Genomic DNA, 26,836 nt, shown 5'->3' with positions numbered 1-26,836 from the left:
ATAAAAGGCCGATCAGCCGTACGTCCCGCCACGCGGGAGCAGCGACCGAACTTTCTTCTCAGGTGCCCGTCAGGCGGGAAGCGGCTCCGGCCAGCGAGCCAGTGTCATCACTCTCCGGCTTCGTTGTGCTGCCCGGAGGACACCGTGCCCACGTACGAGTCACTCCCCCGCTTCACCGCCGACCTCCAGCACCTCACCCCCGCCCAGCGTCGGCGCTTCCGCCGCGTCGTACAGGAAGCCTTCGTCCCCGACCTGCGCACCGGCCGCCAGTTCCGCCCGGGGTTACGGATCAAGCGCGTCCGCTCCGCCCCGGGCGTCTACGAACTCACCTGGGCGCCGGACGGCCGCGGACGTGGTCGTACGGCCGGGAGCAGGTCGCCGGGGCCCGGCACATCGTGCGGCGCCGCATCTGCACCCACAGCATCCTGACCGGCCCCTGACCGAAGGCCATCTTGCGGGCCCCGGTCGCCGGTTGATTGGCTGATCATCCTGATGACTAGGAGGGGACACAGCGTGGCAGCGAACGAGACCGTGACCGAGTCGGATCACCTGAAGTCGTTGATCATCAAGGGCCTCCGTCTCCGTAACCGTGCCGCGCAGGATCACGAAGGCGACGATCGCCTGCCCGGTCGTCTCGGTCGCCGCGCCGACCACGGCCGCCTCGGCGACCGACGGATGGGAGACGAGGGCGGACTCGACCTCGGTGGTGAAGATGTTGTGCCCGGAGACGAGCATCACGTCGTCGACGCGGCCAAGCAGCCAGATGTCACCGTCGTCGTCCTTCTTGGCCCCGTCACCGGCGAAGTACATGCCCTCGAAGCGAGACCAGTAGGTGTCGATGAACCGCCGGTCGTCGCCCCAGATGGTGCGCAGCATCGACGGCCACGGCTCGGTGAGCACCAGGTAGCCACCGCCGCCGTTGGACACCTCGTTCGCCTCGTCGTCCACCACCGGGGCCGCGATGCCGGGCAGCGGCCGCTGGACTTCTCCACCCTGAAGAACGAGCTGGGCGACAGCAGCCCCTGCCCAGCCGCGCCGCCGCCCACACTGCAATATTCGAGTGGATCGAAAGCTGATACAACGTACACCGGCTCCACAGCAGCCTCGGATACCGCACCCCCGCCGAATACGAGACCGCCTTGGCGGCCTGACCACCACACCAAACGTGTCCGTCGAAGCGGAACAAGCTCAACCTGACCCGCGCACTGCTGCCGCTGCGGAGCAGCGGACGAGTGTCACGCCACGCGGCTCCCACTCAGACGTGAGGCGAGGCAGGCGGACACCTCCTCCAAGGTCGGGAGTGCCGAAAGTGTCAGGTGAGACGACGCCGATCGCCCAGCGGCCGCCTCACCAGGACGCGGCCACGTCCAAGACACCTCACCGGGCCTCAACTGGTCCGGTCAAGCCTCTGCAGTCTCCGGAGACTCAAGGCACTGGCCAGTGGTCCGGGCGCCAGTGACAGCAAGGCCCAGGGCCATCCGACGTGCGCGGCCAGGTGCGGCAGCAGGAGGACCGGTACCGCCGCGAGAGAGTATCCGAGCGCCATCTGCACGGTCAGGGCCGTCCCCACGGCGGTCGGGTCGGAGGAGTCAGCGAGCAACGCTGAGTACATCGGTGAATCCCCGATCACCGATGCCCCCCAAACGATCAACATCACCGCAGTCACTATGTCGGGAAGAAGTGGCAACGCTGGTGCGAGGAGGCAGCAACAGGCCGAGATGGTGACGACTACGGTCGTGACACGGACTCTGCCCCACCGATCGGCTGCGGAACCTGCGCCGAAGCAGCCGATGGCCCCGGCTACGCCGATCAGCAGGAACGGGCCCCATCCCGGGACACCGAGGACAGGGCCCCCCGAACCGGGCAACGCGGCGAGCAACGCGACCGACCATGTCCACAGGCCGTAGACCTCCCACATATGGCCCAGATAGGCCAAGGTGACGAGCCGCTGTCGCCTGTTACGGAAGAGCTGCCAGGCGGCACCGATCCGTAGTGTGTCGGTCTCGCTTGTGTGCGGGCCGGTCCGAGTCGTCGTCGCCAGCCCGGCTGCCAGTGCCGCGGCAACCGCCGAGATGAGGAGGACACTTCGCCAGCCCGGCAACGGCAGCGTGCGGAGTGCGTGCGGAAGAGCGCTGCCCAACGTCAAGGAAGCCACGACCAGCGCGACTGCCGACCCGCGGCGGGCCAGGGTCCATGAGGCGACGGCCTTCATCCCCGGCGGATACACCGCCGCAAGAGCGATTCCCGTGAGGACGCGCAGAGCAAGGGTCGGCGCGAATCCGATGGGTAGAACCGCAGGCAGCGCTGTGCACGCGGCAGCGATCAGCGAGCCCAGCGGCAGGAGTACTCCCGGGCGTACCCGGTCGGCGACGCGCAGCAGCCCCAGTCCCAGCGCTCCGGCCGCGAACCCGAGCAGGACGCAGCTCGTCAGCCACGAGACTTCGCCTGAGTCGAGGTTCCAGTGCCGCGCCAGCTGCGGCGCCACCGCTGACGTCGCGTACCACGTGCTCAGTGCCAGCACCTGGACGAGCGCCCCGAGAGTGACGTTCAGTGCGACGGCTCCAGGGCGCAGCCGGTCGTCCATGAGGACCATGGCCGGCACCCGGGTCGGCCGCACGTTGCAGCTCACATCGACAGGCTTGTCCATACCGTCTTCGTCTCGAGGTATGATTCGAGGTTCGCGTGGCCCATCTCACGGCCGTAGCCTGAGGTCTTGAATCCACCGAACGGTGCTGCGGCATCAGTGGCACCGTACATGTTGATGTAGACGGTGCCCGCCCTGAGGAGTTTCGCCAGGCGGTTCGCGCGGGCGATGTCACGTGTCCAGATGCCGGCCGCGAGACCGTAGGGTGAGTCGTTGCCGCGCGCCGCGATCTCCTCGAGGGAGTCGAAGGGCTGGGCCACGACGACGGGACCGAAGATCTCCTCGCGTACCGCTGCCATCGTGTCGTCGACATCGGTCAGAACGGTGGGACGCAGGAAGTATCCGTCCGCGTCGACGCCAGCCGGGGCTACTGCACCGGCGGCGGCAGTCGCGCCACCGGTGAGCGCGCCGTCGATATAGCCGCGGACTCGGTCGAGCTGGGTTCGACTGATGAGCGGACCGAGGTCGGTGCTCGGATCGAGCCCCGGTCCGACGCGCATGCTGTCAGCCCGTTCGGACAGGGCGCCCACGACGTCGTCGAAGCGGGAGCGTTCGACGTAGAGGCGTGAACCGGCACTGCACGACTGGCCGGAGTTCGAGAAGATCGCCGATGCCGCGCCGGCCACTGCCTCCTCGACAGGAGAATCGGCGAAGATGATGTTCGGACTCTTCCCGCCGAGTTCCAGCGTCACGCGCTTGACCTGTGCGGCCGCCTTCTGCGCCAGGTGGATCCCGACACGGGTGGAACCCGTGAAGGCGATCTTGTCCACGAGTGGGTGTTCGACGAGCGCCTCGCCTGCTTCCGGTCCGTAGCCGGGGAGGATGTTGAGAACACCGTTGGGCAGTCCGGCCTCGAGGCCCAGTTGGCCCAGGCGGATCGCGACGAGCGGGGTGTTCTCGGCGGGCTTGAGGACGATCGCGCACCCGGCGGCCAAGGCGGGCGCGATCTTCCAAGCCGCCATGAGAAGAGGGAAGTTCCATGGAATGATCTGCGCGACGACACCAACGGGTTCCCGCTCGGTCCACACCATGGTGTCGGGCACGGACACCGGAATGGTGTTTCCCTCGATCTTGCTGGGCCAGCCCGCGAAGTACGCGAAGTGCTTGATGGATAGTTCCACGTCGTTCTGGCGAGCGGAGCTGCGCACCTTACCGCCGTCGAGTGCCTCGAGGTCGGCGAGTTCTTCGGCGTGGGCCTCGAGCAGAGCGGCGAAGCGCTCGATGATCCGGCCGCGGTCGAGGGCGGACATCCGTCGCCACGGCGAACCGAGTTCCATCGCCGCAGCCGCGGCCCGCACGGCGCGGTCCACGTCGGTGACTCCTGCCGCGGCTGCGGTCGCGATCTGCCGGCCCGTGGCGGGGTTCAGTACGGGGATGGTGCCGCCCTTGTCAGCCGGTACCATCTCACCGTTGATGAGGAGCCGCGGTGGGGCCTGGAGCAGAGCCGAAACGGCTGGGCTGAGGTCGGGTGTCGTGCTGGCGTCTTCGATGACGCTCATGTATGGCCCTCCTGAGGCATTGCGTTGCGGTAAGTGAGCGGGTGCGGGCGCCTTAGCGCGCGGTGGTCGGCTCGAGCACGGCGGGGTTGGCGATCGCGGGGGGCCGCTCACCCGCCACCCACGCGCGCAGGCCGCGTTCGGCGATCTTGGAGTGCTCGGTCACGACGTCGTCGGAGGCGCCGCCGATGTGAGGGGTGACGGTGACATTGTCGAGGCTGAGCAGCGGATGGTCGGCGGGGACCGGCTCGGTCCAGAACACGTCGAGCCCGGCCCCGGCGATCCGCCCCTCGGCGAGCGCGTTGACGAGCGCGTCCTCCTCCACCACCGCGGCGCGCCCTGCATTCACCAAGTAAGCATCCGGACGCATGAGCCGCAGCTCCCGGTCACCGATCAGCCCGATGGTGGACTCGGCCAGCGGGACGTGGACGGTGACGATGTCGGCCGTGGACAGCACCTCGTCGAGTTCGACGATGCGCGCCTGGTCGCCGAACGCGTCGGACGGGAGGAACGGGTCGTAGACGACGACATCCATGCCGAAGGCCCGGGCCCGCTGCATCATCCGGCGCCCGATGGCGCCACCACCGAGGATACCGAGGGTGCGTCCGGACAGCCCGAGCCCGCGAAAGGTCGAGTAGGGCTCGAACACGTCCTCGGACTTCCATGCACCGCTGCGCAGCCAGCGTTCGGCCCGGCCGGTGTGCCGAACGGTCATGAGAAGCAGTGTGAAGGCGAGATCCGCGGTGACGTCGGCATTGCGGGCCGGGGTAGTCAGGACGGCGATCCCGCGTGCAGTACACGCTTCCACGTCGACGTTGACCGGGTTTGCACGGCAGGACACGACGACCCGCAGCTCAGGTGCCTTGTCCAAGGTGGCTTCGTCCACGACGTCGACCTCGCACACGAGTGCGGTCGCGCGGGCGAGCTGCTCGTCGAGTCCCCTGGTCGCCAGCGATGTGCCGGCCAGAGAGGGCTCGACGAGTTCGACGTCGAAGACGTCCTCGAGCAGCTCGGCTCGGGCATGGTCGAAGGGCGCGGTGACCAGCAGGAGTGGGCGGGCGCTGTGGGTGGTCTGGTTCGACACGAATTTTCCTTGATTTCGTAGTCAGGGATCAGGTGGTGGTTACGGGGGGTGCGTCCGCGGAGAGGGCGGCCGTGGGTTCGGACGCGGGGCTCGCGTCGGCGGCGTGTGCGGCCGCCTGCACCGCCCGCAGGTCCGGCCAGTGGCGTCGCACGGCGTCGCGGACGTCGCGGAACACCTGGGCCTGGGCGTCGTGCAGGGCTCGCAGACGGGGATCTGCCTCGAAGATCTGAGCGTCGTCGCCGAACTGGGCCAGCGCGGCGGGAAGGTCGGGTGCCGCGCCGACAGCAACGAGGGCCAGCGCGCCCGCACCGCGGGCGCCGAGTTCGGCGAAAGTGGAGCGGACGATGCGGCGACCGGTCACGTCGGCGACGATCTGACAGACGACCGGCGATTGCGCCCCACCGCCGCAGAGCCGGACCGTCGCGTCAGCCTTGATGCCCAGCACGTCCATGCATTCGCCCAGGGACAGAGCAATGCCTTCGTAGACGGCGCGCAGCAGTTCTCCCGGGCTGGTGCGTACGGTGATGTTCAGCCATGCCGCCGAGGCCGCGGTGTCCACGAAAGGCGCTCGCTCACCGCTTACGCCCCCGTAGGGCAGGTAGAGCACCCCCCCGGCCCCGGCCGGAACGGCGTTGACGAGTTCCTCGATCTGTGCCCATTCCAGCCCGGCCAGGCCTGTGGCCTCTCGCGCCCAGTCGAGGTTGGGGGTGCCGTTCATCGGGGCGAGGCACTCGATGACCTGAGTTCCCTGGCCCAGGTTGAGGGTGATGACCGGTACGTCGACGGGCGCGCTGACGCGCTCCTGTACGGCACCGACGAACGCGGTGGTGCCGAGGATCGCGTACACCTCGCCCGGCCCGACGACTCCCAGGCCGACGCCCCCGGCCGGTGTGTCGACCAGGCCGGTCGCAACGGGCAGACCGACGCGCAGGCCGGTCTCTCGCGCTGCCTTCTCCGTCACTCGGCCGCATACCGCGTCGGGTGGAAACAGGGGCGGCAACAACCGACGGAAACCGCCGTGGCCCAGGCCTTCGATGAGCTCCTCAGAGTAGCGCCCCGTGGCAACGTCCAGGTAGGTGCGCGAGGCCTCGGAAGCCTCCGTCCCCACAACTCCCGTAAGTTGGAAACGAATCCAGTCCTTACAGTTGAGCTGCGTCGCCGCGCGGGTGATGAGCCCGGGATCACTGTCCTGCAGTTCTTCCAGGAGAACGGGCAGGGCTCCCGGGAACAGGGCCGAACCCGTCGTGCAGCGGACCAGTTCCCCGCGCCCGTCGGCCTCCCATCGAGCCACCCGCTCGGCAGCTCTGCCGTCCAGCCACAGTACGGCTGGCCCGGCGGGACGTCCGCCGGCGTCCACGAGCCATGCGCCGTCGCCCTGGCCCGTCACGCTGAGCCCGAGCAGCTCGACATCACCGGCTTCGGCCAGTGCCGCGCTGATCGTCTGCCCGACAGCAGACCAGACCTCGTCCATGTCCTGTTCGGCGTAGTGCGGTTGCGGCCGCCGGATACGGACCGTCGATCTGGCGGCCCCGAGCACGTCACCCGTCGTGCTGATGACGACGGACTTCACCGACGTCGTGCCGGCGTCGATGCCCAGCACGGCCTGGACTCGGCTTCTCATCGATACCTACTCTCCCCGTTCGGGTTCTCCAGCGGATCAGCCTGGGCCGGGTTATTCAGAGATGACCCGAGTGGCCACCGGGGGAGCTGGATCGACCTGTGGACCGTGCCCCGGGGCTTCGACGCCCACCTCACGCAAGAGGAAGGTGAGGAAGATCCCGACGATGTAGAGCGCCGCGAGAATCCAGACAACCGGCCCGACACCCAGCGGCCCGACCAGCGCCGCCACGGCCGGGCCCCCGAAGTTGCTGAGGCCGGCACCGAGATTCAGGACCGCGACTGCGGCCGCCTTGTGCTGCGGAGCCAGGAGCGGGACGACGGCTGACAGCGGGACGTACATGCCCAGCGCGAGACCATAGACGATGCCCAGGGCCATGACGACGACGTAGTTCGCACCGACCGCCTGCGGCAGGTAGTAGAACCCGAGAACAGTGATCGCTGTGGCAGCTCCGCCGCCCCAGGCGATGACATTGATGCGGCCGAACCGGTCGGAGGCGTAACCGGAGATGAGGTTCGCGGCCACGTTCGCCGCGAGCATGGTGCCCCAGATCGAGGACCACTGCGACTGGCTGAAGCCGACCGTCTTGACCATGTACACGTTGAGGAACACGGCGAACGAGTAGTACGAGATCGTGTTGATGAGGCGGACAGCGCCGCCGGCACCGACCTTCGGACGTTCCTTCATGATGGCGATGCCGCGCTTGAGCCCCTCGATGGTCTCCGCACGGGTGACTCTGCGCGCGCCGGCCCGGGACTTCACCAGCACTGCGATCATGAGGGCAGCGACCGCGACGAATACCAGCGACGACCACAGGGTGGCCAGTTCCCCCAGCGGTTCGACAGCGACGGCCACGAAGTACCCGCTGATGACCCCCAGGCCCATGGCGTTGAAGAACCAGTACCAGCCGACGGCTTTGCCCATGACCGCGTCGGGCGTCTCCATGGTGACCCAGACAAGAAATCCGTAGGCGAAGAACGGGTAACCGATGGCACGAATCGCGTAGGTCGCGATCATCACCGGGTAGTTCTCCTGCATAACGCCGAGGGTCAGGAACGCGAGTTCCAGCACGATCCACAGGCACGCGCCGATGAGCATCACCCTGCGCGGGCCCCAGGCCTCGGCCAGTGCGCCAGCCAGCCAGGCGGCGACCGCCACGACGATGCCGTAAGCGCTGAACAGCCCGGCGACCTGACCACCACTGAACCCGCGTTCCTCCAGGTAGGTCGACAGGAAGCTGAGTTCGATCCCGTCGCCGACCATGAACAGCATGAGGGCGATGAAACCCCAGAGCAGGACCCGGGAGATTCCTTGGTTCGTAAGGGCATGCGTCCACCGACTCTGCGGCTGCGCGACGCCGTCCTGCGTCGTCATAGACTCCTCCTTGAGCCTGAACATTTGTACACTCGGTGAACCGGTGCTCAAACATCATGACTCCGCCGCCTGCGCTGTCAAGGTGCTTCTTTCGCTTTCCAAGGCTTGCTGCAGCGTTGTCCGCACCAGGAGCATCATTCACCAACTACGCCCTGACCAGCAGTGATGCGAGTATGGCGACCGCCTGTCGCCATACGACGAGTACGCCCAAATTGCGAGGGGTGCTCCTTCGCCACAGCCGGGTGCGAACGCTTGCAGGCGGCAACCCGTACCGGTGAAGGGGCCGTGGACCGCGACCGGAAACGCTGCTCGGGGGCCGTGACGGCGCGCACCTTGGAGTCGGCCGGCTTGGGCCGGCCCGCTCCGTCATCGCCCGTATTCATCGGCGCACCACCGGCGCTGGCGTCCGCGGAGCGCGGCTCTGCAGTACCGGTCTCGTGCATCGTCGGGGCGGCCGGGCCGGACAACTCTCCCGGCTTCCCGCAGAGCCTCCTGGCTTGCGGCAGCAATGGCCCGTGCTCGATCGAAGATCCATCGGACAGCCTTGCGCTCCGCAGTGCGGCCGGGCATTATGGTGAACGGAGGTGCAGCGGTGCGAACAAATGCTCACGATCCGTTGCTCGGCAAGGCGGCCCGGCTCTACTACGACCACGGTCTCACCCAAGCCGAGATCGGTGAGCTTCTCAGCCTGTCCCGGGTGAAGGTGACCAGAGTCCTTGCCGAGGCCCGACGCGCCGGCATCGTTGAGATCACCGTTCACAGTGACGAGCGTCCCTTCGCCGACATCGAGGCAGCCCTCGTACGCCGGTTCGGCCTGCAGAGCGCATGGGTGTGCCCCAGCCTCGGGCCCGGTGAGGAGCGGTCACCTTCGTCGCTGGGCGTGACCGGGGCGGAGGCCCTCGCCTCGGTCCTCCCGCACGTCCAGCGAGTCGCGGTCGGCATGAGTACGGCCGTCGCGGCCAGCGTCGCCCATCTGCGTTATCAGTCCGACAGCGCCGTCGAGGTCGTGCCCTTGGCGGGAAGCCGCGGCGGGCGCTCCAGTGAAGCCAATCCACACGAGGTGGCTACCACTCTCGCCCGCGTCGTCGGCGGCACGGCATACCACCTGCCCGCCCCGCTACTGGCGACGGCCCCCGAGGCAGCCGCCGCCATCCGTGGGCTCGACGAGGTCCAGGGCACTCTCGATGCCGCAGCCGCAGCCGACGCTCTCGTCGTGGGCATCGGCAGCACGGCCCGCATCGCCCAGGCTCTTCGCCGCTCGGTCACCGAGACCGAGTTCGCGACTCTCCGGGAGCTCGGCGCTGTCGGAGACGCCTCCGCCCGCTTCTTCGACGCGAACGGTGAAGCTGTCGACGGACCGATCGACAAGCGTGTCATCGGACTGACCTTGGAACACATGCGGGCGATCCCCACCCGAGTGGGGATCGCAGGCGGCATCGAGAAACACATTCCCTTGTTCACCGCGTTGGAGACGGGGCTCGTCAACATCGTGGTAACTGACATCGACAGCGCTCGCGCCGTCCTCACCCGCCCCGTCGCCAGACCCGTGACGGCCTGAAATACTCAGAGGAAACACGATGAAACACCCCACCACAGTCGAGGGCCTGTTCACCCAACTCGCAGAGGTAGGCCGTCTGGCCGTGGAACGCGGCTTCGTGCTGGCCAGCGGCGGCAACCTCTCCGCGCGCCTGCCCGGCAGCGACACCTTCGTCGTCACCGGCGCCGGCACCTGGCTGGACCGGCTCGGCAAGGACGACTTCACGAGCATGACCCTGGCCGGGGACGTCACAGGCGGGGCCGAACGCCCTTCCAGCGAATGGAAGCTGCACCAGCGCACCTACCAGGAGCGTCCGGACGTCAACGCCGTGATACACCTCCATCCCCAACACACCGTCCTCCTCGATGCCCTCGGTCACAAGATCCGGCTCGTGTCCCTCGACCACGCGTACTACGTGCGCTCCATCGGCACCGTCCCCTACAACCCCAACGGTTCGGACGAACTCGCGGACACCACAGCTGAGCAGGCGAAGACGCACAACTGCGTCATCCAGTCCCACCACGGCTGCTCCGCGCACGCCGAGGACATCGGCATGGCGTTCCGCCGCATCATGAACCTTGAGGAGGCCGCAACCGCGACCTACAGAGCTCTTACGCTGGGTGACCAGAAGACAACTTTCCCTTCAGAGAGTTTTGCGGCTCTGCACCACGCGTGAGCAGCGCCCCACGTTCCCCACGAGGTGCGTGCCGAGTACGACGGCAGCGCCAGTTCCTTCCAGCGGGTACGGGCCCGCAGGACGCCGGCCCGCGGCACGCCGAGTTCGGCGGCCATGTCGAGCACCTGCTGCAGTTCGCCGTCGTTGCGCCGGGTCATGATGACCAGGACGACCCCGGGCAGCTCGGCGTCCTGGTCGTCGCGTTCGCCCCGGGCGGCGACACTGTGGCCACCGTCCGCTTCGACCACATCGCAGCGCTGTGGGATCTCATCGGCTCCTCCCTCACGAACGCACCGGTGTCCGCGCCGGCCTTCGCGCCCGGCCACCGCACTCTCGCCACGGCACACGAGGACGGCACGATCACCCTGTGGCCCCGCACCCGCCCGTCCGCCCCGAGCGTCCTCCTGCCGGCGTCGTACAGGGGCCACCGGTACCCGGTAGAGGTCATCTCGCACTACGTGTGGCTGTACTTCCGGTTCCCGCTCAGTTTCCGTGAGGTCGAGGAGTTGATGCTCGAGCGCGGCGTCGTCGTCTCGTACGAGACGGTGCAGCGGTGGTGCCGGAAGTTCGGGCAGTCCTACGCCGACGCGCTGCGTCGGCACCGCCCCGTACCAGGCGATAAATGGCATCTCGACGAGGTCTTCGTCAAGATCAATGGTGAGCGGAAGTACCTGTGGCGCGCGGTGGATCAGGACGGCAACGTACTTGACATCCTGGTCCAGAGCCGTCGCGACACGGCCGCGGCCAGGCGTTTCTTCCGGAAGCTGATGAAGAAGACCCGGTCGGTGCCGAGGGTGATCGTGACCGACAAGCTCCGCTCTTACGGTGCCGCCCACCGTGAGGTCATGTCCTCGGTCGAGCACCGTTCCCACAAGGGACTGAACAACCGGGCCGAAAATTCCCACCAGCCCACCCGGCAGCGCGAACGCGCGATGAAAAAATTCCGCAGCGCCGGCACGGCCCAGCGGTTCCTGTCCGCGTTCAGCGGCATCTCGCCCCACTTCCGACCCCGGCGCCACCTGATGACCACCCCCGAACACCGTCTCGAGATGACCATCCGCTTCACCATCTGGGACCGCATCACCCGCGCCGCCGGCCAGCCTGCCAGGGCCTGACCCAAGGCCGCTACCCAGCCCGACCACACCCTGACGCGACGTCAGACACCCACCATCCTAAACAACGTGACAACGCCCTTCGATGGCCTCGCGTATGTACCGGTAGACGGTCGCGATGCCGATTCCGAACGCCGCGGCAAGCTGAGCATAGGTGTCGCCGCACCGCAGGTGAGCCAGGGCAAGCAGGGCCTGACGGCCGGCAGGCAATCGTCGCCACCGCGTACCGATCTCCCGTCGCCGAACTGCGAGCTGCCCGGTCAGGTGCCGCAGGGTGCTGCTGGACAGATACCCACGCCCCGCACACGGAGGCCGAGGTGCGCCTCGCGGTCCTCATGCTCACCCCTGCGAGCTGCCCGCGTCGGCACCGGGAACATCACCGGCTGGCTCCCAGAAGATGTCGAACAGATGCTTCAGCGGCTGGTCACGGCCGACTGGCTGCGCCTGCCCGGCACCGTCGCCGAGGTGATGGCCTCCCGGCCCGAAGACCCCACCACCATCACCGTGCCCCCACTGCTGCCCGAGCAGCCCCGCCCGTTCACCTTCGGTAAGACCACCCGCGCGCGGATCTCCGGCTGGGCCCAGAAAGTCGTGGGCGACCGGAAGATCCGTAAGAAGAAGCTGGGCGCCGTCACCCGGCTCCTGGCCCTGTACACCGCCGCCCACAACCGCCCCGCCGGACGGCTTGGACATGTTGAGGACGGCGGGCTGCACCTGGACCGGGTCGCAGCGTTCTGCTCCCTGCCACCCGACCATGTCGCCGAGCACGCCGACCTGCTGGTCACCGCCGACTGGCTCGCCGAAGCCGACGTCCCTGCCACTGTCAGGGCTGCTGTAACACGCCGGGACCGGACGCCGAGTATCCGTCGCGGAGTGGTGCGGGCTGGCATGGTGGGAGGGTGCGGAATCTTGTGGTGACCGCTCAGCGGTACGTCACCGTGGACCACTGCCAGTTCACGCTGCATGACTTCGCCTGGGACGACGTCGAGCAGCCGCCGCTCAACGCGGACAAGAGCCCAGGGGTGGGCGCGCGGAGTGTGCGGGTAATGAGCCTGATCCGCGATCACGATGTGGTCGTGGGCGTCCAGGTGTGGGACGGCGAGCCACCCGATTCGAAGGTGCCATTGGTAGCGGAGGTCGCCATTGACTCGTTGTCGGGGATCGTCGTGCTGGCCGAGCTGATGGGCGGGTTCGTCGAATTGCCGATCCCGCTCGGCATGCCGGGGCGCTACGCGGTGCGCATCTGCCGCTCGCTCGGCTTTCCTGCCGCCGACCGGTGGCAGGTGAGCGCTAGCGGCGAACGCGACGGGCTGGAGTCGTACCTGCTCCAGATGTGGCGGCTGCTCGTCGAGGAAGCCGGACAGCCGCCGGGGGCGAGGGGCGTCAGTCGTAGGTCTGAACGAAGAAGCCCTCGCGGCCGAGGATCCACTGGTGTTGGTACCAGCCAGCGAGCTCTGTGCCTTTGTCCCTCGGCTCCGTCGCCAGTCTGGGCCTGTGCCAAGGGGCAACGGAGATCCGCGGCGTGCGGCTGCTGGGCTTTCCGGCCTAACTGGCCCATCGCACCTACCGCCTGTCGAAGCTCCCCTCGGTCAACCGTCGCCTGCGGGTGCTCACCGACTGGACCCTTGCCCTGATGTTCCCCCGCGAGATCGTCTCGATGGAGGCCATCGAACACAGTCGCGCGGAGTTCACCCTCGCCGCCTCGGCGGCCACCAGGCGGGCATTTGGTATGCGGGCCACCGAGGCGCCCAAGGCTGTAGGTGCCGGATATTGCATCCACGCTGGCCACAAGCCTGATGTGCGGTCAGCGGTGCATAGTTGAGGCGTCAGCCTCCCGCGGGGGGAAGGTCCTCTTGGAGCACGCCCGGGCCGGCTGCGAAGATAGGCGACTGTGCCGTTGCGACTGCCGTATCTCGCCCTGTCGACAGCGTTCAGCTTCATACAGCTGCTGCCGATGAGCGATCGTCACAAAGACCTGGAGATCCTGGCGCTGCGCCACCAACTCGCTGTACTTCAGCGACAGGTGGACAAGCCACAACTGACGTGGCCCGACCGGGCGCTGCTCGCGGCACTGCTGCACCGCCTCCCCCGGGCACGGCTTCGCCGGCTCCACCTGATCGTCTCGCCGGAAACCCTGCTGCGCTGGCACCGCGACCTGCTGCGCCGCCGCCACGCGAAGGAATCCCGCCCCAAGCGCCCGGGCCGACCCCGCACCGTCCGCTCCATCCGCGTCCTGGTCCTGCGCCTGGTACAGGAGAATCCGCAATGGGGCTACCGGCGCGTGCACGGCGAACTCGCCGCGCTCGGCATCAAGGTCGCCGCCTCGACCGTGTGGAGCATCCTCAAGGAACACGGCATCCCACCCGCACCCGAACGGGAGCACACCACCTGGGCCGCGTTCCTGCGCTCCCAGGCCGACGCCATCCTGGCCGCCGACTTCTTCGAGGCCAAGACCCTCACCGGCGCGACCCTGACCGTGTTGGCGGTGATCGAGCACGCCACCCGCCGCGTGCGGATCCTCGGCGTCACCGCACAGCCGACCGCGGCTTGGATCACCCAGCTCGTGCGGAACCTCGCCATGGACGTCCAGAACGCCGGAACGAAGGTCGCCTATCTGATCCGGGACCGCGACGTGCGCTACCCGCCCGGCTTCGACGCCGTTCTGGCCGGCGAGGGCATCGAGGTATTGAAGACCGGGGTGAGGATGCCCCGGATGAACGCGCTCATGGAGCGCTGGATCCGCTCCTGCCGGGCCGAACTCCTCGACCGCACTCTCATCTGGGACCAGGCTCACCTGCTGCATGCACTGCGTGAGTACGAGGCCTTCTACAACGAGCACCGGCCCCACCGCGTCCTCGCGGGCGCCGCGCCCCTGCGTCCGCTGCCCGAACCGATCGTCGAACCCGGCCGACTCGCCCACCTGGACGTCCGCCGTCGCGACCGCCTCAGCGGCATCCTGCACGAGTACCAACATGCCGCGTGAACAGCGCGGATGTGGTTCTCGGCACCTACAACGCCACCGGACTGAAGGAGTACTTGAGCGCCGTACGCACGCGAGTCGAGGCCATGACCCCGGGGCAGACCAGAACCGAAGCCGAAGCATGCATCAGCTGGGCAGCATCCACCGTCGAGCGCCTCGACCCATTACACACACCACCCCGACTGCCCGACATCCCCGAGCCACGAGCCGACGACCTCAGGCCCTTCCTCGGGCACTGGAGCCCCTACGGCCCCTGAGTCGCGATAGCGGGCGCGTACCGACTGGGTGACACCCAGATGATCATCCGTGATCTCGGACAGAACGACACGGCCTCGTCGCACCCAATGTCGGATGTCGCCGACCGCGCTGAGCGCCGCTTCACGGCCGAGCTCGCGCGTGGCGACGTGGTCGATCTCCGAGAGCAGCAGCGGGGACATCACCAGGAGCTCCGCAGCCATGATGGCTTCGTTTGACGCACGCATGCAGCTCCCCGCGATCGCCCCCAGCGTGCCTGCAAGATCGCCGTGCCGTCCACCGATTGCGCTCCGCACGCTGACGCACGCCCGGGATGCACTCCCGGCTCACGCTCCAACCTACCTCCGTACGCGGCTCTTTGGTGACATGACACCGATCAACCTACATCCACTGGCGTTTGCTGCTTGGGATGTCATGGGAATTCTGTATGGGTCTGATCGTCGGCGTGGGTGCAACCTTGGGGGGCCGATGGCAAGAGGGGACGTCTCGGCGGGAAAGGGCACGACCGGATCGGTCGCGAACCTCGTCGCTCAGTTCGGCGAGGAGGTCAGGGCCAAGCTGCAAGGTCCCGCAGGGGCGGTCAGCAGTAAGGAGGACAGCCTGACCGCGCCGATGGAGCATCTGCTGCGTGGCATGGCCTCGCGGCAACGCCTCAAGCTCATCGTCCACGGTCAGAGTCGCATCAAGGAACTCGGGATCCGGCCCGACTTCGCCATCGCCTGCGGCGGCAGGACCATAGGGCACGTCGAGCTGAAGCAGCCGGGTTCGGGGGCCGATCCGGAGAAGTGGTCGGCGAAGAGCCACGACCGCAAGCAGTGGGAGAAGATCAAGGCACTCCACAATGTGCTGTACACCGACGGATACCAGTGGGCGGTCTACCGTTTCGGCATACAGGTCGGCCCGACCGGGATCCTGGTCGGAGACCTTGATTCCGGTAGCCGGCAACTCGTCGTCGCGGACACCGGGTTCGAGCGCGCCCTCACGCACTTCTTCCTGCCGGCGCCCATCGTCCACGACAGCATCAACGAACTTGTCAAGCGCATCGCGGGAATCTGCGCCCTGCTGCGTGACGAGGTCACCGAACGCCTCACCCGCGAGGAGCACGGGGAGGCTGACGCTGCGTTCTCGATCCTGGCCGACAACTGGAAGGACCTGCTCTTCCCCGACGCTCGCCCGGAGGAGTTCGCGGACCAATACGGTCAGACGCTGACGTTTGCCATGCTGCTGGCTCGTCTTGAGCACATTGATCTGGGCAGGCTCACGCTCCCCGAGGTCGCAATCCGACTGGGCAAGCGGCATTCCTTGATGGGCAAGGCGCTCGCGGTGCTGACGGACGACGCCCTCGACGATCTGCGGGGCATCATCGACCCGCTGATCGACGTCTTATCGGCCGTCGACCCCGAGATGTTCAAGGACGAGACCGGAGACGCCTACCTCCACCTGTACGAGGGCTTTCTGAGCGCCTACGACCCGGAACTGCGACGGCGGACGGGTACTTACTACACGGCCGGCGAAATCGTCCGCTTCATGGTCGGCTTCACCGACGAGGTGCTGCGTGACCGGCTCGGCCAGGAGGACGGGTACGGAAGCGAGGACGTCACCGTCGTCGATCCGGCCATGGGCACCGGGACCTTCCTCATCAACATCATCGACCACGTCGCCAAGTCCCTGTCACTGAAGTACGGCAGGACGCTCAAGTCCGGGCTTCTCAGGGAACTCTCGGGCCGACTGGTCGGGCTGGAGAAACAGACCGGGCCGTACGCCGTCGCCGAACTCCGTGTGCACCACGCCTTCCGGTCCCACGACGCCGACATCACGCGCCGCCCGCCGAGGCTTCTGGTGGCCGACACACTCGACGATCCCGCCGTCGAGCACCACCTGGGCTTCATGTACGAGGCGATCGCCCGACACCGCCGAATGGCGAACAAGATCAAGGCGGACGAGAAGGTCATGGTGGTCATCGGCAATCCGCCCTACCTGCGGGGTGCGAGACAGTCGGGCGTCGGACGCTGGGTCACCGAGGGTAACCCGAACGGCCAAGGCCCGATCCTCGCCCGCTTCCACCCAGAGGACAACGGACGCGTCGGATACGCCCTCGACAACCTCTACGTCTACTTCTGGGCGTGGTCCACCTGGAAGGTCTTCGACCAGTTGACCGCCTCGGGAGCGCCGAAGGCCCCCAGCGGGATCGTTGCCCTCATCACCAACTCCGGATACCTGGACAGCGAGGGCTCGGCCGGCATGCGCCACTACCTGCGCGAGGTCGCCGACGAGGGCTGGGTCATCGGTCTCTCCCCCGAGGGCGCCTACTCCGACACGCGCACCCGTGTCTTCCAGGATGTCAAGCGGGAGATCTGCATCGCCGTCTTCGTCCGCCATGGCGCCCCGGACGCGGGTACACCGGCGCGGGTCTGGCGACTCGACGTCCCCGCGGGCACACGCGAGGAGAAGTTCGACTGGCTGGAAGGACTTGGCCTCGACGGCCATCGCGGAGGGACCTCCTGGCAGCTCTGCCCCACACAGTGGACCGCGCCCTTTCACGTCACGTCCGACTCCGAGTGGTCGGCAATGCCACCGGTGGACGCCCTGCTGCCCTGGACGAGCTCCGGCAACAAGAACAACCGCAACTGGCCCGTCTCACCCAGCCGGGACGTTCTGGAGAGGCGCTGGCACAGGCTCGTCCAGGCTCCGGCAGACGCCAAAGCGGAGCTGATGAAGAGCACCGGAGACCGCCGTCCGGACAAGCTGGAACCACCACTGCCCGGCCAGCAGGAGACGGGCAGTCTTGCCGCAGAGAAAGAGAGGGTTCCGGTCATCGTCAAGTACGGACGGATGACGTTCGACCGGCAGTACATCATCGCGGACCGAAGAGTGATCGACCGACCGCGGCCGGCCTTGTGGTTCGCCCACAACGACCAGCGTCAGATCTACCTGTCCGAACTCCACACGGAATCAGGCCGTCCGGGGCCGGCGGTGAGTTTCACCGCCCTTCTGCCCGACATTCATCACTTCAAAGGCACCGAAGGCGGCCGCGTCGCCCCTCTTTACCGCCACCCCCACCAGGCTGAACCAAACGTCACCCCTGGCCTGCTGCGGCTGCTCACCAAGACGCACGGCGTGACGGTCACCGCCGAGGACCTCTTCGCGTACATCGCGGGAACAGCCGGCCACAGCGGCTACACCCGCCGCTTCGCCGCGAACCTCGCCGAGCGCGGTGCCCGTATCCCTATAACACGCGACCCGGCTCTATGGGCGGAACTCGTGGAAGTGGGTAGGCGCACGGTATGGATCCACACGTACGGCCAGCGCTTCGCCTCCCACCACGACAGTTCACCTGGCTCGTCCCCGAGGCTTCCCCCGGAGGAACAACCGGAATGCGTCGTCGTGATCGGAGAGGACGACGGGTTACCTGAGGACATCTCCTACGACGCGTCCACGCGAACCCTCACGGTGGGCACGGGCTGCATACGTCCGGTGGCGCCGGAAGTCTGGGACTATCGGATCGGCGGGGTGCAGGTGATCCGCAAGTGGTTCAGCTTCCGCAAGCGCAAGCCAGACGTGGAACGACAGACCCCGTTGAACGACATCCTGCCCCCGACCTGGCCTGCCCGGTGGACCGTTGACCTGCTTGACCTCATCAACGCGCTCGGGCTCCTCGTAGCCCTCGAACCCCGACAGGCCCGGCTGCTGGACGCCGTGAGCAGCGGCCCGCTCATCACCGCCGACGACCTACGGGGCGAGGGCATCCTGCCCGTACCTGCCTACGCAACCAAGGAACCGAAACCGCCGCGGAAGTCTCGACGCACCCCCGGCCCTGGTCAGGAGAGCCTCGACTTCTCGGACTGACACCCGCCCGGCCTGAGTGCCTGACGCCCGCAACATCAACGGAATATCTGCACGACGACGCCCCGCCGCAGCAAGCCAGCGGGGCGTCGTCGTATCAGGTCCCCGTCTACGCAGGACCCCGCCGGAGCGAGCCGACGGGGGTCCTCACCTGTCACGAGCGATCACAAGCGATCACGGGCGGGTCACCAACTCCGCGGACGCACTCACGTCACAGGGATTTGACCTGCACTTACGTGCTCACCCTGGATCAACTGGACGTCCGTGGACGGTTTCTACGACATGTGCTATGTGGTATCGCACACGCAGGCGCCCCCAATAAGGCGCCTCCCATAAGGCGTCGCCCTCCGGCTGCCCTCAGCTCCTCCCGCGCTCACGAAGCCACGGGACAGGAAAGTTCCGGACCATACGCGGACCAACCGAGCCGCAAAGGCCACCTCTTACACCATTACCGCAGTTCAGGGGCTCGCAAGCCCTGTACCACCAGCAGACGAAGAACCTGCTGGTGGCACTCAAACGCAATGTTGAGACGCAGCACTTCGCGCATCAACCCAAGAAGATCAGCGCTCACCAACCGGCAACTACGGCACTCAAAACTTGTTGACTCTCCACAACGGGACACGGCGAGCGCCACGTTCACGCGCTGGCGGGTGGCGCAACCGTCCGCCAGGTCAGCACTCGCCCGGCCGCCACCGAACCTGCAAAGACCGCCGCGCGCGACAGAGCTGCGAAAAGAGCGCCCCAACCGCGCCTGACGGAGCGTCAGCAAAGTCAGCATTAGGTCAGCAAAAGCACTGCCACAGCTGCTCACAGACGGCCACACCATGGAATCGCCCGCCACCCCCACTCAGGTCCGCAACCCGCTCAGCCGTCCCCCCGCGAGCGATCGAAAAGTGGGAGGAAGCACCCAACCGCCTCCCACCCGCCAGCCGCCGACACTCAGACGTTTCCGCAGGTCAGCGCACCCTTCCCCGTGGTTTCAAGGGGACCGGCGGGAGCTCCGGAGCGGGCAGCGGGGCCCCGTCGTACCCCTTCACTTCCCCGAACCGCGACCCTTCCATCCAGTCTCGACGGGCCTGTACGATCTCCTCCTGAGACCGGCAGATCCAGTTCCAGAACATGATCAGCTCCTCCTCGAACGGCTCGCCGCCCAGGAGCATCAGGCCCGCGTCCGAGTCGGCGCGCAGGGGGAGTTCGGTGCGGCCGCAGCCCAGGTAGAGCATCGAGCCGGGCAGGACGGGTACGCCGTCGACGTGGGTCTCGCCGGACATGGAGAGCACGGCGTACTCGAAGTCCGGGTCCAGCGGGAGGCGTACGTCGGCGCCGCGGGTCAGGGCCAGGTCGGCGCCCGTGATCGGGGTGTACGTCGTGCCGGGCGAGGTCGCGCCGTCGAGGTCGCCCAGGATCAGGGTGGCCTTGAGGCCGGGGGCGGTGACCGTCGGCAGTTCGGCGTGGTGCTCGAAGCTCGGGTCGGTGTGGCGGTGAGTGTCCGGCAGGGCGACCCACAGTTGCGCGCCGTGCAGGAAGCGGGCGTGCGACCTGGGGCTCTCCTCGGAGTGGCTGATGGCCCGGCCTGAGGTCATCAGGCCCAGCTCGCCGGGGCGGATCAACTGGAGGCTGCCCGTCGAGTCGCGGTGCAGCACCTCGCCCTCGCGCAGCCAGCTCACCGTCTGGAGGCCCATGTGCGGGTGCGGCGGGACCTGCATGCCGGGCTCGTCGGCGATGTCGTCGGGGCCGTAGTGATCGACGAAGCACCAGGCGCCCACCATGCGGCGGCCCAGGTTCGGCAGCAGCCGCCTCACCTCGGTGGACTCGCCGAGCTTGACGCGGCGGGGACTGAGGAGTTCTCGTACGGGCTCCGCCACCACGAAGCCACGGCCGCCGCACACCGCGGGGACCGACTCGCGGTCAAGATTGCTCATGGCGCCCAACCTAGCCCCAGGAGGCGCCGAAAGTCCCCGCGTGCCGTCGTTCGCGGGCCTTCGCGGCCGGCGACGGCAGCGTAGTGGAATATTCAACCAATCGTGCCTGTTGTTGCGGCCGGTGGCTCCGAACGAGGCACCGAAGGAGGTCACTGGTGGACACGACGTACTACGAGCACGGAACCCCGGCGCAGCGCTGGGAGCGGGCGCAGATGTTCTTCGACGCTCGGGACTACGCCGCCGCGGCCCGCGTGCTGAACGGGCTGGTCGAGGAGGTGCCGGAGCAGACCGGCCCCCGGCTGCTGCTGGCGCGCGCCTACTACCATTCGGCCCAACTGCGCCGGGCCGAGGCCGAGTTGCGCGTCATCATCGAGCGCGACCCGGTGGAGCACTACGCCCGGCTGATGCTGGGCCGCACCCTCCAGCGGCAGGGCCGCAAGGACGAGGCCGAGACACACCTGCGTGTCGCCTCCGCCCTCGCGGGCGACTTCGGGGACCGGTGAACGGCCGGAGCGAATAGACGGTCAGAGCGGCGCCGCCGGGTGGAGGAGCAGGAACAGGGTGACCGCGGAGGTCGCCGAGGACATCGCGGACACCACCGCACCGGCGGCGGCGCCCCACACGGCGGCGCCGACCGCCGTGAAGACCGACGGCCGGTCCCGGCCCGTCGGTGCCGGCGCCAGCAGGGCGGCGACCCGGCGCGGCACCGGGCCACCGGCGGCCACCGCGGCGAGGGTGGGCGCGGGCGCGGCGGACGACAGCAGGGCCGCCTTGCCGATCGCCCGCGCGACCACGCGCCGGTCGCCGACCGCGCGGGCCGCTTCCTCGTCGGCCCAGCGCTCGGCGGTGTAGACGACGGCGGACCGCAGCGGCCGCAGGAAGGGGTTGGCGCAGGCCGCCAGGTGGACGGTGAGCAGGTGACGGTGATGGCGGGCCGCCAGGTGGGCGCGTTCGTGCGCGAACAGGGCCCGCCGTTCGTCCGGGGCGAGGCCGTCCAGAAGTGCCGTGGTGACGACGATCCGGTCAAGGCTGCCGGGCAGGGCGTAGGCGTACGGCGTGCTGTCGGGCAGGACCACGACGGGTGCGCCGCGCAGCCCGGTCAGGGCCCGCCGGGCGCGGCGGGCCACCCGCCGGTGGCGCCACAGGGTGCGCCCGCAGGCCACCGCGACCAGTCCCAGGGCGGGGATCGCCGCACGGCCCGCGACCCGGTCGCGCGAGACGGCCGCCCTGAACTCGGGATCGGCCCATCCGTCCGGAACCGGGCTGCCGGTCAGCTGGGCGCTGCCGACGACCGTGAGCAGGGCGAGGCACAGCGTGCTGCATCCGCCCATGACGGCGGCCACCCGGGTCAGCAGCCGGGTGGCCGTGCGCGGGTGCAGGCGCGGTGCGGCCAGGCGTGCGACGGGCCAGGCGGACAGCGGCAGTACCAGCGGCAGTAAGACGTAGAGCCCCATGAGGCGTCAGTGTTCCGTACCGTCGTCCCTCGGGTGTCGAGCCCTGTCGGTACCGTCCGCGGCGTCCGCCGTGTCCAGCAGTGCGCGCAGCACCTGCTCGTCGCCGGGCGGCAGCGTGGTGACGAAGCTGGTCAGCACGGCTTCGCGGTCCCGTTCACCGTCCAGCAGCCGGCGCATCCGGAGCGCCGCGAGGCGGGCAACGTCCGCGGTCGGGATCCACACGAAGGAGCGGCCCTGGCGCTCGCGGGAGACGACATCCTTGGCGAGCAGCCTGGTCAGGATGGTGACCACGGTGGTGTAGGCGAGGTCGCCGCCGAGCCGTTGCTGCACCCAGGCCGCGGTGACCGGGCCGTCCGCCTCGCGGAGCGCGCCGAGCACCTGGCTCTCCAGTTCACCCTGCCCGCGCCGGGCACGCCGGTGTTGTGTCGTCATGTGCGTCTCCCTCCGGCGTCGGCGTGTCGCACCACGCTACTTCACACCGGAGGCCCGGTCGGGGGTGCGGCCGGAGGTGCTGCACGCCGGTTCCCGCACGCCCTGCGGGAACCGGCGCCGCCTCACCCCCGTCAGGCCGTACCGGCGCCGGTTACGCGCCAGGTTGGTGGCCTGCCTGCGCCAGGCGGACCGGGCCGGGCCGGGCCGGGCGAGCACCGTGGCATCCTGGCGTGATGGCTACCCCCCGTGCGCGTACGCCCCTGGCCGAGCAGGTCGAGGAACTCCTCGCCGACGGCGGCCCGTTGCCCATCGTCGCCGCCGGCGACCCGGTGCTGCGACGCGCCGCCGAACCGTTCGACGGCCAACTGGAGCCCGAGCTGCTGGCCCGCTTCGTTCAGGCGATGCGCCTGACCATGCACGCGGCGCCGGGCGTGGGACTGGCCGCGCCGCAGGTCGGGGTCGGACTGCGGATCGCGGTCGTGGAGGACCCGGCACCGGTGCCGGACGAGGTACGACTGGCGCGCGGACGGGTGCCGCTCCCCTTCCGCGTGCTGGTCAATCCGTCGTACGAGGCTGTCGGCACTGCGCGCGCCGCGTTCTACGAGGGCTGCCTGAGCGTCCCTGGCTGGCAGGCCGTGGTGGCACGGCACGCCGAGGTGCGCCTGCGGGCCCTGGACGAGCACGGGTGCGCGGTGGACGAGGTGTTCCCGGGCTGGCCCGCCCGGATCGTCCAGCACGAGACCGACCACCTCGGCGGCACCCTCTACCTCGACCGCGCCGAACTCCGTTCCCTCTCCTCCAACGACGCGATGGCGCACCGCTGGACCCAGCCGACCCCGGCGGAGGCCGCGCGGGCGCTCGGCTTCGAGTTGCCGTAGGCGAGCACCGGGGCACCGCCCCTGGGCGAACTGCCGCAACGGCCGGGGCGGTTCCGAGGGCGCGCGCTCAGCCCCGGTACGCCTCCAGCAGGCGGAGCCACACCTCGCTGATCGTCGGGTAGGACGGGACCGCGTGCCACAGGCGGCTGATCGGAACCTGGCCGGCGACGGCGACGGACGCCGAGTGGAGCAGTTCGCCGACGCCGGGGCCGACGAAGGTGACACCGCGCAGGATCTCGGCGTCGAGGTCGACGACCATGCGGGCGCGGCCGCGGTAGCCGTCGCCGTACAGGCCGGCCCCGGCGACCGAGGAGAGGTCGACGTCGACGGCCCGGACGCGGTGGCCGGCCTGCTCGGCTTCGGCCAGGGACAGGCCCACGGCCGTGGCCTCCGGGTCGGTGAAGACGACCTGCGGTACGGCGTGGTGGTCGGCGGTGGCGGCGTGCGCGCCCCACGGGTCCGTCTCCAGCAGGGGCACACCGGCCGCACGGGCGCCGATCGTGTCGCCCGCGATCCGGGCCTGGTACTTGCCCTGGTGGGTGAGGAGCGCGCGGTGGTTCACGTCGCCGCACGCGTACAGCCAGGTGCTGCCCTGCACGCGCAGGCTGTCGTCGACCGGCAGCCAGGAGCCGGGTTCCAGGCCCACCGTCTCCAGGCCGATGTCGTCGGTGCGCGGCGCGCGCCCGGTGGCGAAGAGGATCTCGTCGGCCTCGACGCGGTCGCCGCTGCCGGTGACGGCCACGACAATGCCGTTCTCGCGGGCGACCGACTCCACGGTTGTGCCGGTGCGGATGTCGGCGCCCGCCTCCGCGAGGGCGTCGGCGACCAGTTCCCCGGCGAAGGGTTCCATGCGCGCCAGCAGCCCCTTGCCCCGGACCAGGACGGTGACCTGCGAGCCGAGCGCCTGGTAGACGGTGGCCATCTCGGTGGCGACGACACCGCCGCCCACGATGATCAGCCGCCCGGGCACCTGTTCGGCGCTGGTGGCCTCGCGGCTGGTCCACGGCTTGACGGCGTCGAGCCCGGGCAGGTCCGGCAGCCGGGCGCCGGTTCCGGTGCAGACGGCGACGGCGTGCCGGGCGGTCAGCGTCCTGCGCGTGCCGTCAGGGCCGTCGACCGTGACCGTGCGCGGACCGGCCAGCCGGCCGTGCCCGCGGTGGAGGTCGGCGCCGATGCCGTCCAGCCAGCGCACCTGGCCGTCGTCGTGCCAGTGCGAGGTGTACTCGTCCCGGCGGGCGAGGACCGCGGGGGCGTCGAGGGGGCCGCGCACAGCCTGGCTCAGGCCCGGCAGACGGCGGGCGTCGGCGCGGGCGATGACCGGGCGCAGCAGGGCCTTGCTGGGCATGCACGCCCAGTACGAGCACTCGCCGCCGACCAGTTCGCTCTCCACGATCGCGGTGGACAGGCCGGCCGCCCGGGTGCGGTCGGCCACGTTCTCCCCCACGGGTCCGGCGCCCAGCACCACGACGTCGTACGCGATGGTTTCCGTTTCGGTCATGGGGTCAGTCTGGTGGGTGGTGTGCGCCCTGGCCACACGGGTACGTGCGCGGAATACCCGTAGGGTCGGCCGTGTTGTGCCCACGGCTTCGCCCCACGCCGGTAAGCCGACACCAGGAAGCACCAGGAAGAGGGATACGCCATGAGCAGCACCGTGGAGCTGACCAAGGAGAACTTCGACCAGACGGTCACGGACAACGAATTCATCCTCATCGACTTCTGGGCGTCCTGGTGCGGACCGTGCCGTCAGTTCGCCCCGGTCTACGAGAAGGCGGCCGAGGAGAACCCGGACCTGGTGTTCGGCAAGGTGGACACCGAGGCCCAGCCGGAACTGGCGGCGGCCTTCGGCATCCAGTCCATTCCGACACTGATGATCGTCCGTGACCAGGTCGCCGTGTTCGCGCAGCCGGGTGCGCTGCCCGAGGCCGCTCTGGCGGACGTGATCGGCCAGGCCCGCAAGCTGGACATGGACGAGGTCCGCAAGGCGGTCGCCGAGCAGCAGAACGGTCAGTAGAAACGGTCAGTAGATCGGTCGGTGGATCGGACCGTGAGGTCTCGACGGGCTGCTTTCCGAGCGTGCCGGGCGGTGGGTGTCCTCCCTTCGGGAGCGGCGCCCACCGCTTTGTCGTAGCGCCGGCCGGCCTGTCGCGGGTCAGTCATACGGGGGCGGGTCACGTGCACTCGCGGTCACGCGGACTCGCGGGTCATGTGGACTCGCGGTGGACCACCGTCGCGCCCAGTACCGCGTGCCGCTCGGGCGGGGCGCCGGGGTCGCGTACGGCGCGGTCGACCAGTTCGGCCAGGTCGCGGCCGGAGGGCAGGTCGATGTGGACGGTGCTCAGCCGGGGCCGCAGCAGCCGCCCGAGCATGAGGTCGTCGGCGCCGATCACGGCCGTCTCCTCGGGGATGCGCACGCCACCGTCCTGCAGGGCACGCATCAGCAGCATGGCGTACTCGTCGTTGTAGGCGAACACCGCGTCGAGGCCGAGGTCGCGCCAGCGGGCCGCCAGGTGGGCGGCGGACCGTTCGTCGTAGCCGAGGGGCAGTTCGGTCACGCTGCCGTCGGTGCCGCGCAGGGCGCGCCGTACGCCGGCGAGCCGGGGCCGGGAGAACATGTCCAGTCCGCGTTCCTCGGGCACGACCACGCCGATACGGCGCCGGCCACGGGCGTGCAGGTGGACACCGGCCCGGTGGCCGACGCTCTCGTGGTCCATGAGCAGCGCGTGGGCCCCCTCGACGGGCTCCGGGCCGAGGGTGACGACGGCACGCGCGCCGGAGCGTTTGAGCACCGAGACGCCCGCGGGTCCGAGGCCCACGCCGGACACCAGGACGGCTACCGGGCGCAGTTCGGCCCAGGCCCGGGCGGCCTCGTCACCGGGCAGGCCCGCGGTGGCGTGCTGTACGACGGTGTAGTCGAGGAAGCCGAGCGCCCACTGGAGTTCTTCCAGGAAGCGGCTGTAGAGCGGGCCGGCCGGGATGGCCGGGGCGGGCATCAGGACCATACGGCTGTGCCCCGCGCGCAGGCTGCGCGCCGCCGCGTGCGGTACGTACCCGAGTTCCTCGGCGGCCTCGTGGACCCGGCGGCGGGTGGGCTCACTGATGCGGACCGCTCTGGTGTTGTTCAGGACGTAGGAGACGGTCGCGCGCGAGACGCCGGCCAGTCGGGCCACGTCGGCGCTCGTGGGCACGGAGCGCGGCGCGGGCGACGGGGGCGCGGCGGGTTTGGGAATCTGCACCATGACGTACGGCATCTTGGCAGAAGCCGTGGGCCGTCCGTCTGGTGAACTGCCCTATTCCAGACCGAAGTTGAAACGGCAACAGATGCGGGACCGGTACGCGGAGGGTGAGGACGCGTAGGTCGCCCGCCGAGCCGGGCAACCCGGCAATGCGCCCTGCGGGGCCGCACCGCCTGTCCGATGCCCCGGGCAGCGGACGAGGACGCGGTGCTGGTGTCGGTGCTGGTGTCGGCCCCGCGGCGCGACCCCGGGGACATCGCCGCCGGCCCCACAGGGCCGACCGGCGCGCGGCCCGCCC

General features: G+C 69.1%; 20 protein-coding genes and 4 pseudogenes. 10 read left to right on the top strand and 14 right to left on the bottom strand.

The window, feature by feature from the left end; all coding sequences use genetic code 11:
- Positions 1-567: 567 nt before the first annotated feature.
- From ACWEK3_RS05280 to ACWEK3_RS05255, 6 genes and pseudogenes are all read right to left on the bottom strand, one after another.
- Positions 568-990, bottom strand: a pseudogene (locus tag ACWEK3_RS05280) (AMP-binding enzyme); the annotation flags it as partial.
- 397 nt (positions 991-1,387) lie between these two features.
- On the bottom strand, positions 1,388-2,647 hold the full coding sequence (locus ACWEK3_RS05275) for an MFS transporter (RefSeq protein WP_453248977.1): 1,260 nt from the start codon (positions 2,645-2,647) through the stop codon (positions 1,388-1,390).
- Complete coding sequence (locus tag ACWEK3_RS05270) at positions 2,626-4,047, bottom strand: aldehyde dehydrogenase family protein (RefSeq protein ID WP_453249016.1); 1,422 nt, start codon at positions 4,045-4,047, stop codon at positions 2,626-2,628. Before ACWEK3_RS05270 ends, ACWEK3_RS05275 begins: the two co-directional genes overlap by 22 nt.
- Before the next feature lie 148 nt (positions 4,048-4,195).
- Positions 4,196-5,224 (bottom strand): NAD(P)-dependent oxidoreductase, encoded by a 1,029-nt coding sequence (locus ACWEK3_RS05265; protein ID WP_453248976.1) that lies wholly within the window; start codon positions 5,222-5,224, stop codon positions 4,196-4,198.
- Between the two features lie 28 nt (positions 5,225-5,252).
- Positions 5,253-6,845 (bottom strand): FGGY family carbohydrate kinase, encoded by a 1,593-nt coding sequence (locus tag ACWEK3_RS05260; RefSeq protein WP_453248975.1) that lies wholly within the window; start codon positions 6,843-6,845, stop codon positions 5,253-5,255.
- Between the two features lie 51 nt (positions 6,846-6,896).
- Positions 6,897-8,216: an MFS transporter gene (locus ACWEK3_RS05255; protein ID WP_453248974.1), complete on the bottom strand. Its 1,320-nt coding sequence runs from the start codon at positions 8,214-8,216 to the stop codon at positions 6,897-6,899.
- Between the two features lie 508 nt (positions 8,217-8,724).
- Between ACWEK3_RS05255 and ACWEK3_RS05250 the strand changes: the two genes are divergently transcribed.
- The 3 genes from ACWEK3_RS05250 (at position 8,725) to ACWEK3_RS05240 (ending at position 11,544) form a co-directional block, all read left to right on the top strand.
- Positions 8,725-9,774, top strand: coding sequence for a sugar-binding transcriptional regulator (locus tag ACWEK3_RS05250; RefSeq protein WP_453248973.1), 1,050 nt, complete (start codon positions 8,725-8,727; stop codon positions 9,772-9,774).
- Between the two features lie 19 nt (positions 9,775-9,793).
- Positions 9,794-10,429 (top strand): class II aldolase/adducin family protein, encoded by a 636-nt coding sequence (locus tag ACWEK3_RS05245; protein WP_351525312.1) that lies wholly within the window; start codon positions 9,794-9,796, stop codon positions 10,427-10,429.
- A gap of 404 nt (positions 10,430-10,833) precedes the next feature.
- Positions 10,834-11,544 carry an IS6 family transposase gene (locus ACWEK3_RS05240; protein ID WP_453249015.1) on the top strand — a complete coding sequence of 237 codons (711 nt, stop codon included), beginning with the start codon at positions 10,834-10,836 and terminating at the stop codon, positions 11,542-11,544.
- A 78-nt stretch (positions 11,545-11,622) separates the two neighbouring features.
- Here the strand turns inward: ACWEK3_RS05240 and ACWEK3_RS05235 are convergent.
- Positions 11,623-11,829 (bottom strand): annotated as a pseudogene (locus ACWEK3_RS05235) (helix-turn-helix domain-containing protein); the annotation flags it as partial.
- Positions 11,830-11,949: 120 nt separating this feature from the next.
- On the opposite strand from ACWEK3_RS05235, the gene ACWEK3_RS05230 reads away from it, so the two are divergent.
- From ACWEK3_RS05230 to ACWEK3_RS05220, 3 genes are all read left to right on the top strand, one after another.
- The gene (locus ACWEK3_RS05230) at positions 11,950-12,459 is read left to right on the top strand and encodes a hypothetical protein (protein WP_453248972.1); all 510 of its coding nucleotides are present in this window, start codon (positions 11,950-11,952) and stop codon (positions 12,457-12,459) included.
- 688 nt (positions 12,460-13,147) lie between these two features.
- A complete protein-coding gene (locus tag ACWEK3_RS05225) occupies positions 13,148-13,363 on the top strand; it encodes a hypothetical protein (RefSeq protein ID WP_453248971.1) in 216 nt (71 codons plus the stop codon).
- Positions 13,364-13,432: 69 nt separating this feature from the next.
- Positions 13,433-14,524, top strand: a complete 1,092-nt coding sequence (locus ACWEK3_RS05220) for an integrase core domain-containing protein (protein WP_453248970.1) — start codon at positions 13,433-13,435, stop codon at positions 14,522-14,524.
- Between the two features lie 257 nt (positions 14,525-14,781).
- Here the strand turns inward: ACWEK3_RS05220 and ACWEK3_RS05215 are convergent.
- A pseudogene (locus ACWEK3_RS05215) lies at positions 14,782-14,958 on the bottom strand (VapC toxin family PIN domain ribonuclease); the annotation flags it as partial.
- On the opposite strand from ACWEK3_RS05215, the gene ACWEK3_RS05210 reads away from it, so the two are divergent.
- Positions 14,873-18,622: a type ISP restriction/modification enzyme gene (locus ACWEK3_RS05210; protein ID WP_453248969.1), complete on the top strand. Its 3,750-nt coding sequence runs from the start codon at positions 14,873-14,875 to the stop codon at positions 18,620-18,622. The pseudogene ACWEK3_RS05215 and the gene ACWEK3_RS05210 sit on opposite strands and share 86 nt — an antisense overlap.
- A gap of 953 nt (positions 18,623-19,575) precedes the next feature.
- Here ACWEK3_RS05210 and ACWEK3_RS05205 read toward each other — a convergent pair.
- Positions 19,576-20,541 carry a pirin family protein gene (locus tag ACWEK3_RS05205; RefSeq protein ID WP_453248968.1) on the bottom strand — a complete coding sequence of 322 codons (966 nt, stop codon included), beginning with the start codon at positions 20,539-20,541 and terminating at the stop codon, positions 19,576-19,578.
- 155 nt (positions 20,542-20,696) lie between these two features.
- Here ACWEK3_RS05205 and ACWEK3_RS05200 point away from each other — a divergent pair, with 155 nt between their 5' ends.
- Entirely contained in the window at positions 20,697-21,044 is a 348-nt protein-coding gene (locus ACWEK3_RS05200; RefSeq protein ID WP_450546372.1) for a tetratricopeptide repeat protein, read from the top strand.
- 21 nt (positions 21,045-21,065) lie between these two features.
- On the opposite strand, the gene ACWEK3_RS05195 is transcribed toward ACWEK3_RS05200, so the two are convergent.
- The 3 genes from ACWEK3_RS05195 to ACWEK3_RS05185 are packed head-to-tail and all read right to left on the bottom strand — an operon-like array spanning position 21,066 to position 22,643.
- Complete coding sequence (locus ACWEK3_RS05195) at positions 21,066-21,995, bottom strand: M56 family metallopeptidase (RefSeq protein WP_450546374.1); 930 nt, start codon at positions 21,993-21,995, stop codon at positions 21,066-21,068.
- A 6-nt stretch (positions 21,996-22,001) separates the two neighbouring features.
- Positions 22,002-22,427 carry a BlaI/MecI/CopY family transcriptional regulator gene (locus ACWEK3_RS05190; RefSeq protein ID WP_450546376.1) on the bottom strand — a complete coding sequence of 142 codons (426 nt, stop codon included), beginning with the start codon at positions 22,425-22,427 and terminating at the stop codon, positions 22,002-22,004.
- Positions 22,428-22,463: 36 nt separating this feature from the next.
- On the bottom strand, positions 22,464-22,643 hold the full coding sequence (locus ACWEK3_RS05185; RefSeq protein WP_450546378.1) for a hypothetical protein: 180 nt from the start codon (positions 22,641-22,643) through the stop codon (positions 22,464-22,466).
- Between the two features lie 17 nt (positions 22,644-22,660).
- On the opposite strand from ACWEK3_RS05185, the gene ACWEK3_RS05180 reads away from it, so the two are divergent.
- A complete protein-coding gene (locus ACWEK3_RS05180; RefSeq protein WP_453248967.1) occupies positions 22,661-23,305 on the top strand; it encodes a peptide deformylase in 645 nt (214 codons plus the stop codon).
- A gap of 67 nt (positions 23,306-23,372) precedes the next feature.
- Here the strand turns inward: ACWEK3_RS05180 and ACWEK3_RS05175 are convergent, their stop codons facing one another.
- Positions 23,373-24,803 (bottom strand): dihydrolipoyl dehydrogenase family protein, encoded by a 1,431-nt coding sequence (locus tag ACWEK3_RS05175; protein ID WP_450546382.1) that lies wholly within the window; start codon positions 24,801-24,803, stop codon positions 23,373-23,375.
- A gap of 132 nt (positions 24,804-24,935) precedes the next feature.
- Between ACWEK3_RS05175 and trxA the strand changes: the two are divergent.
- Positions 24,936-25,316, top strand: a pseudogene (trxA, locus tag ACWEK3_RS05170) (thioredoxin); the annotation flags it as partial.
- Between the two features lie 190 nt (positions 25,317-25,506).
- On the opposite strand, the gene ACWEK3_RS05165 reads toward trxA, so the two are convergent.
- On the bottom strand, positions 25,507-26,541 hold the full coding sequence (locus tag ACWEK3_RS05165) for a LacI family DNA-binding transcriptional regulator (protein ID WP_453248966.1): 1,035 nt from the start codon (positions 26,539-26,541) through the stop codon (positions 25,507-25,509).
- Between the last annotated feature and the right edge of the window lie 295 nt (positions 26,542-26,836).

The organism is Streptomyces sp. NPDC004721 (genome assembly GCF_053601495.1).
The sequence above is the reverse complement of the archived record's forward strand: the minus strand, read 5'-3'. Positions and strand labels throughout refer to the sequence as shown.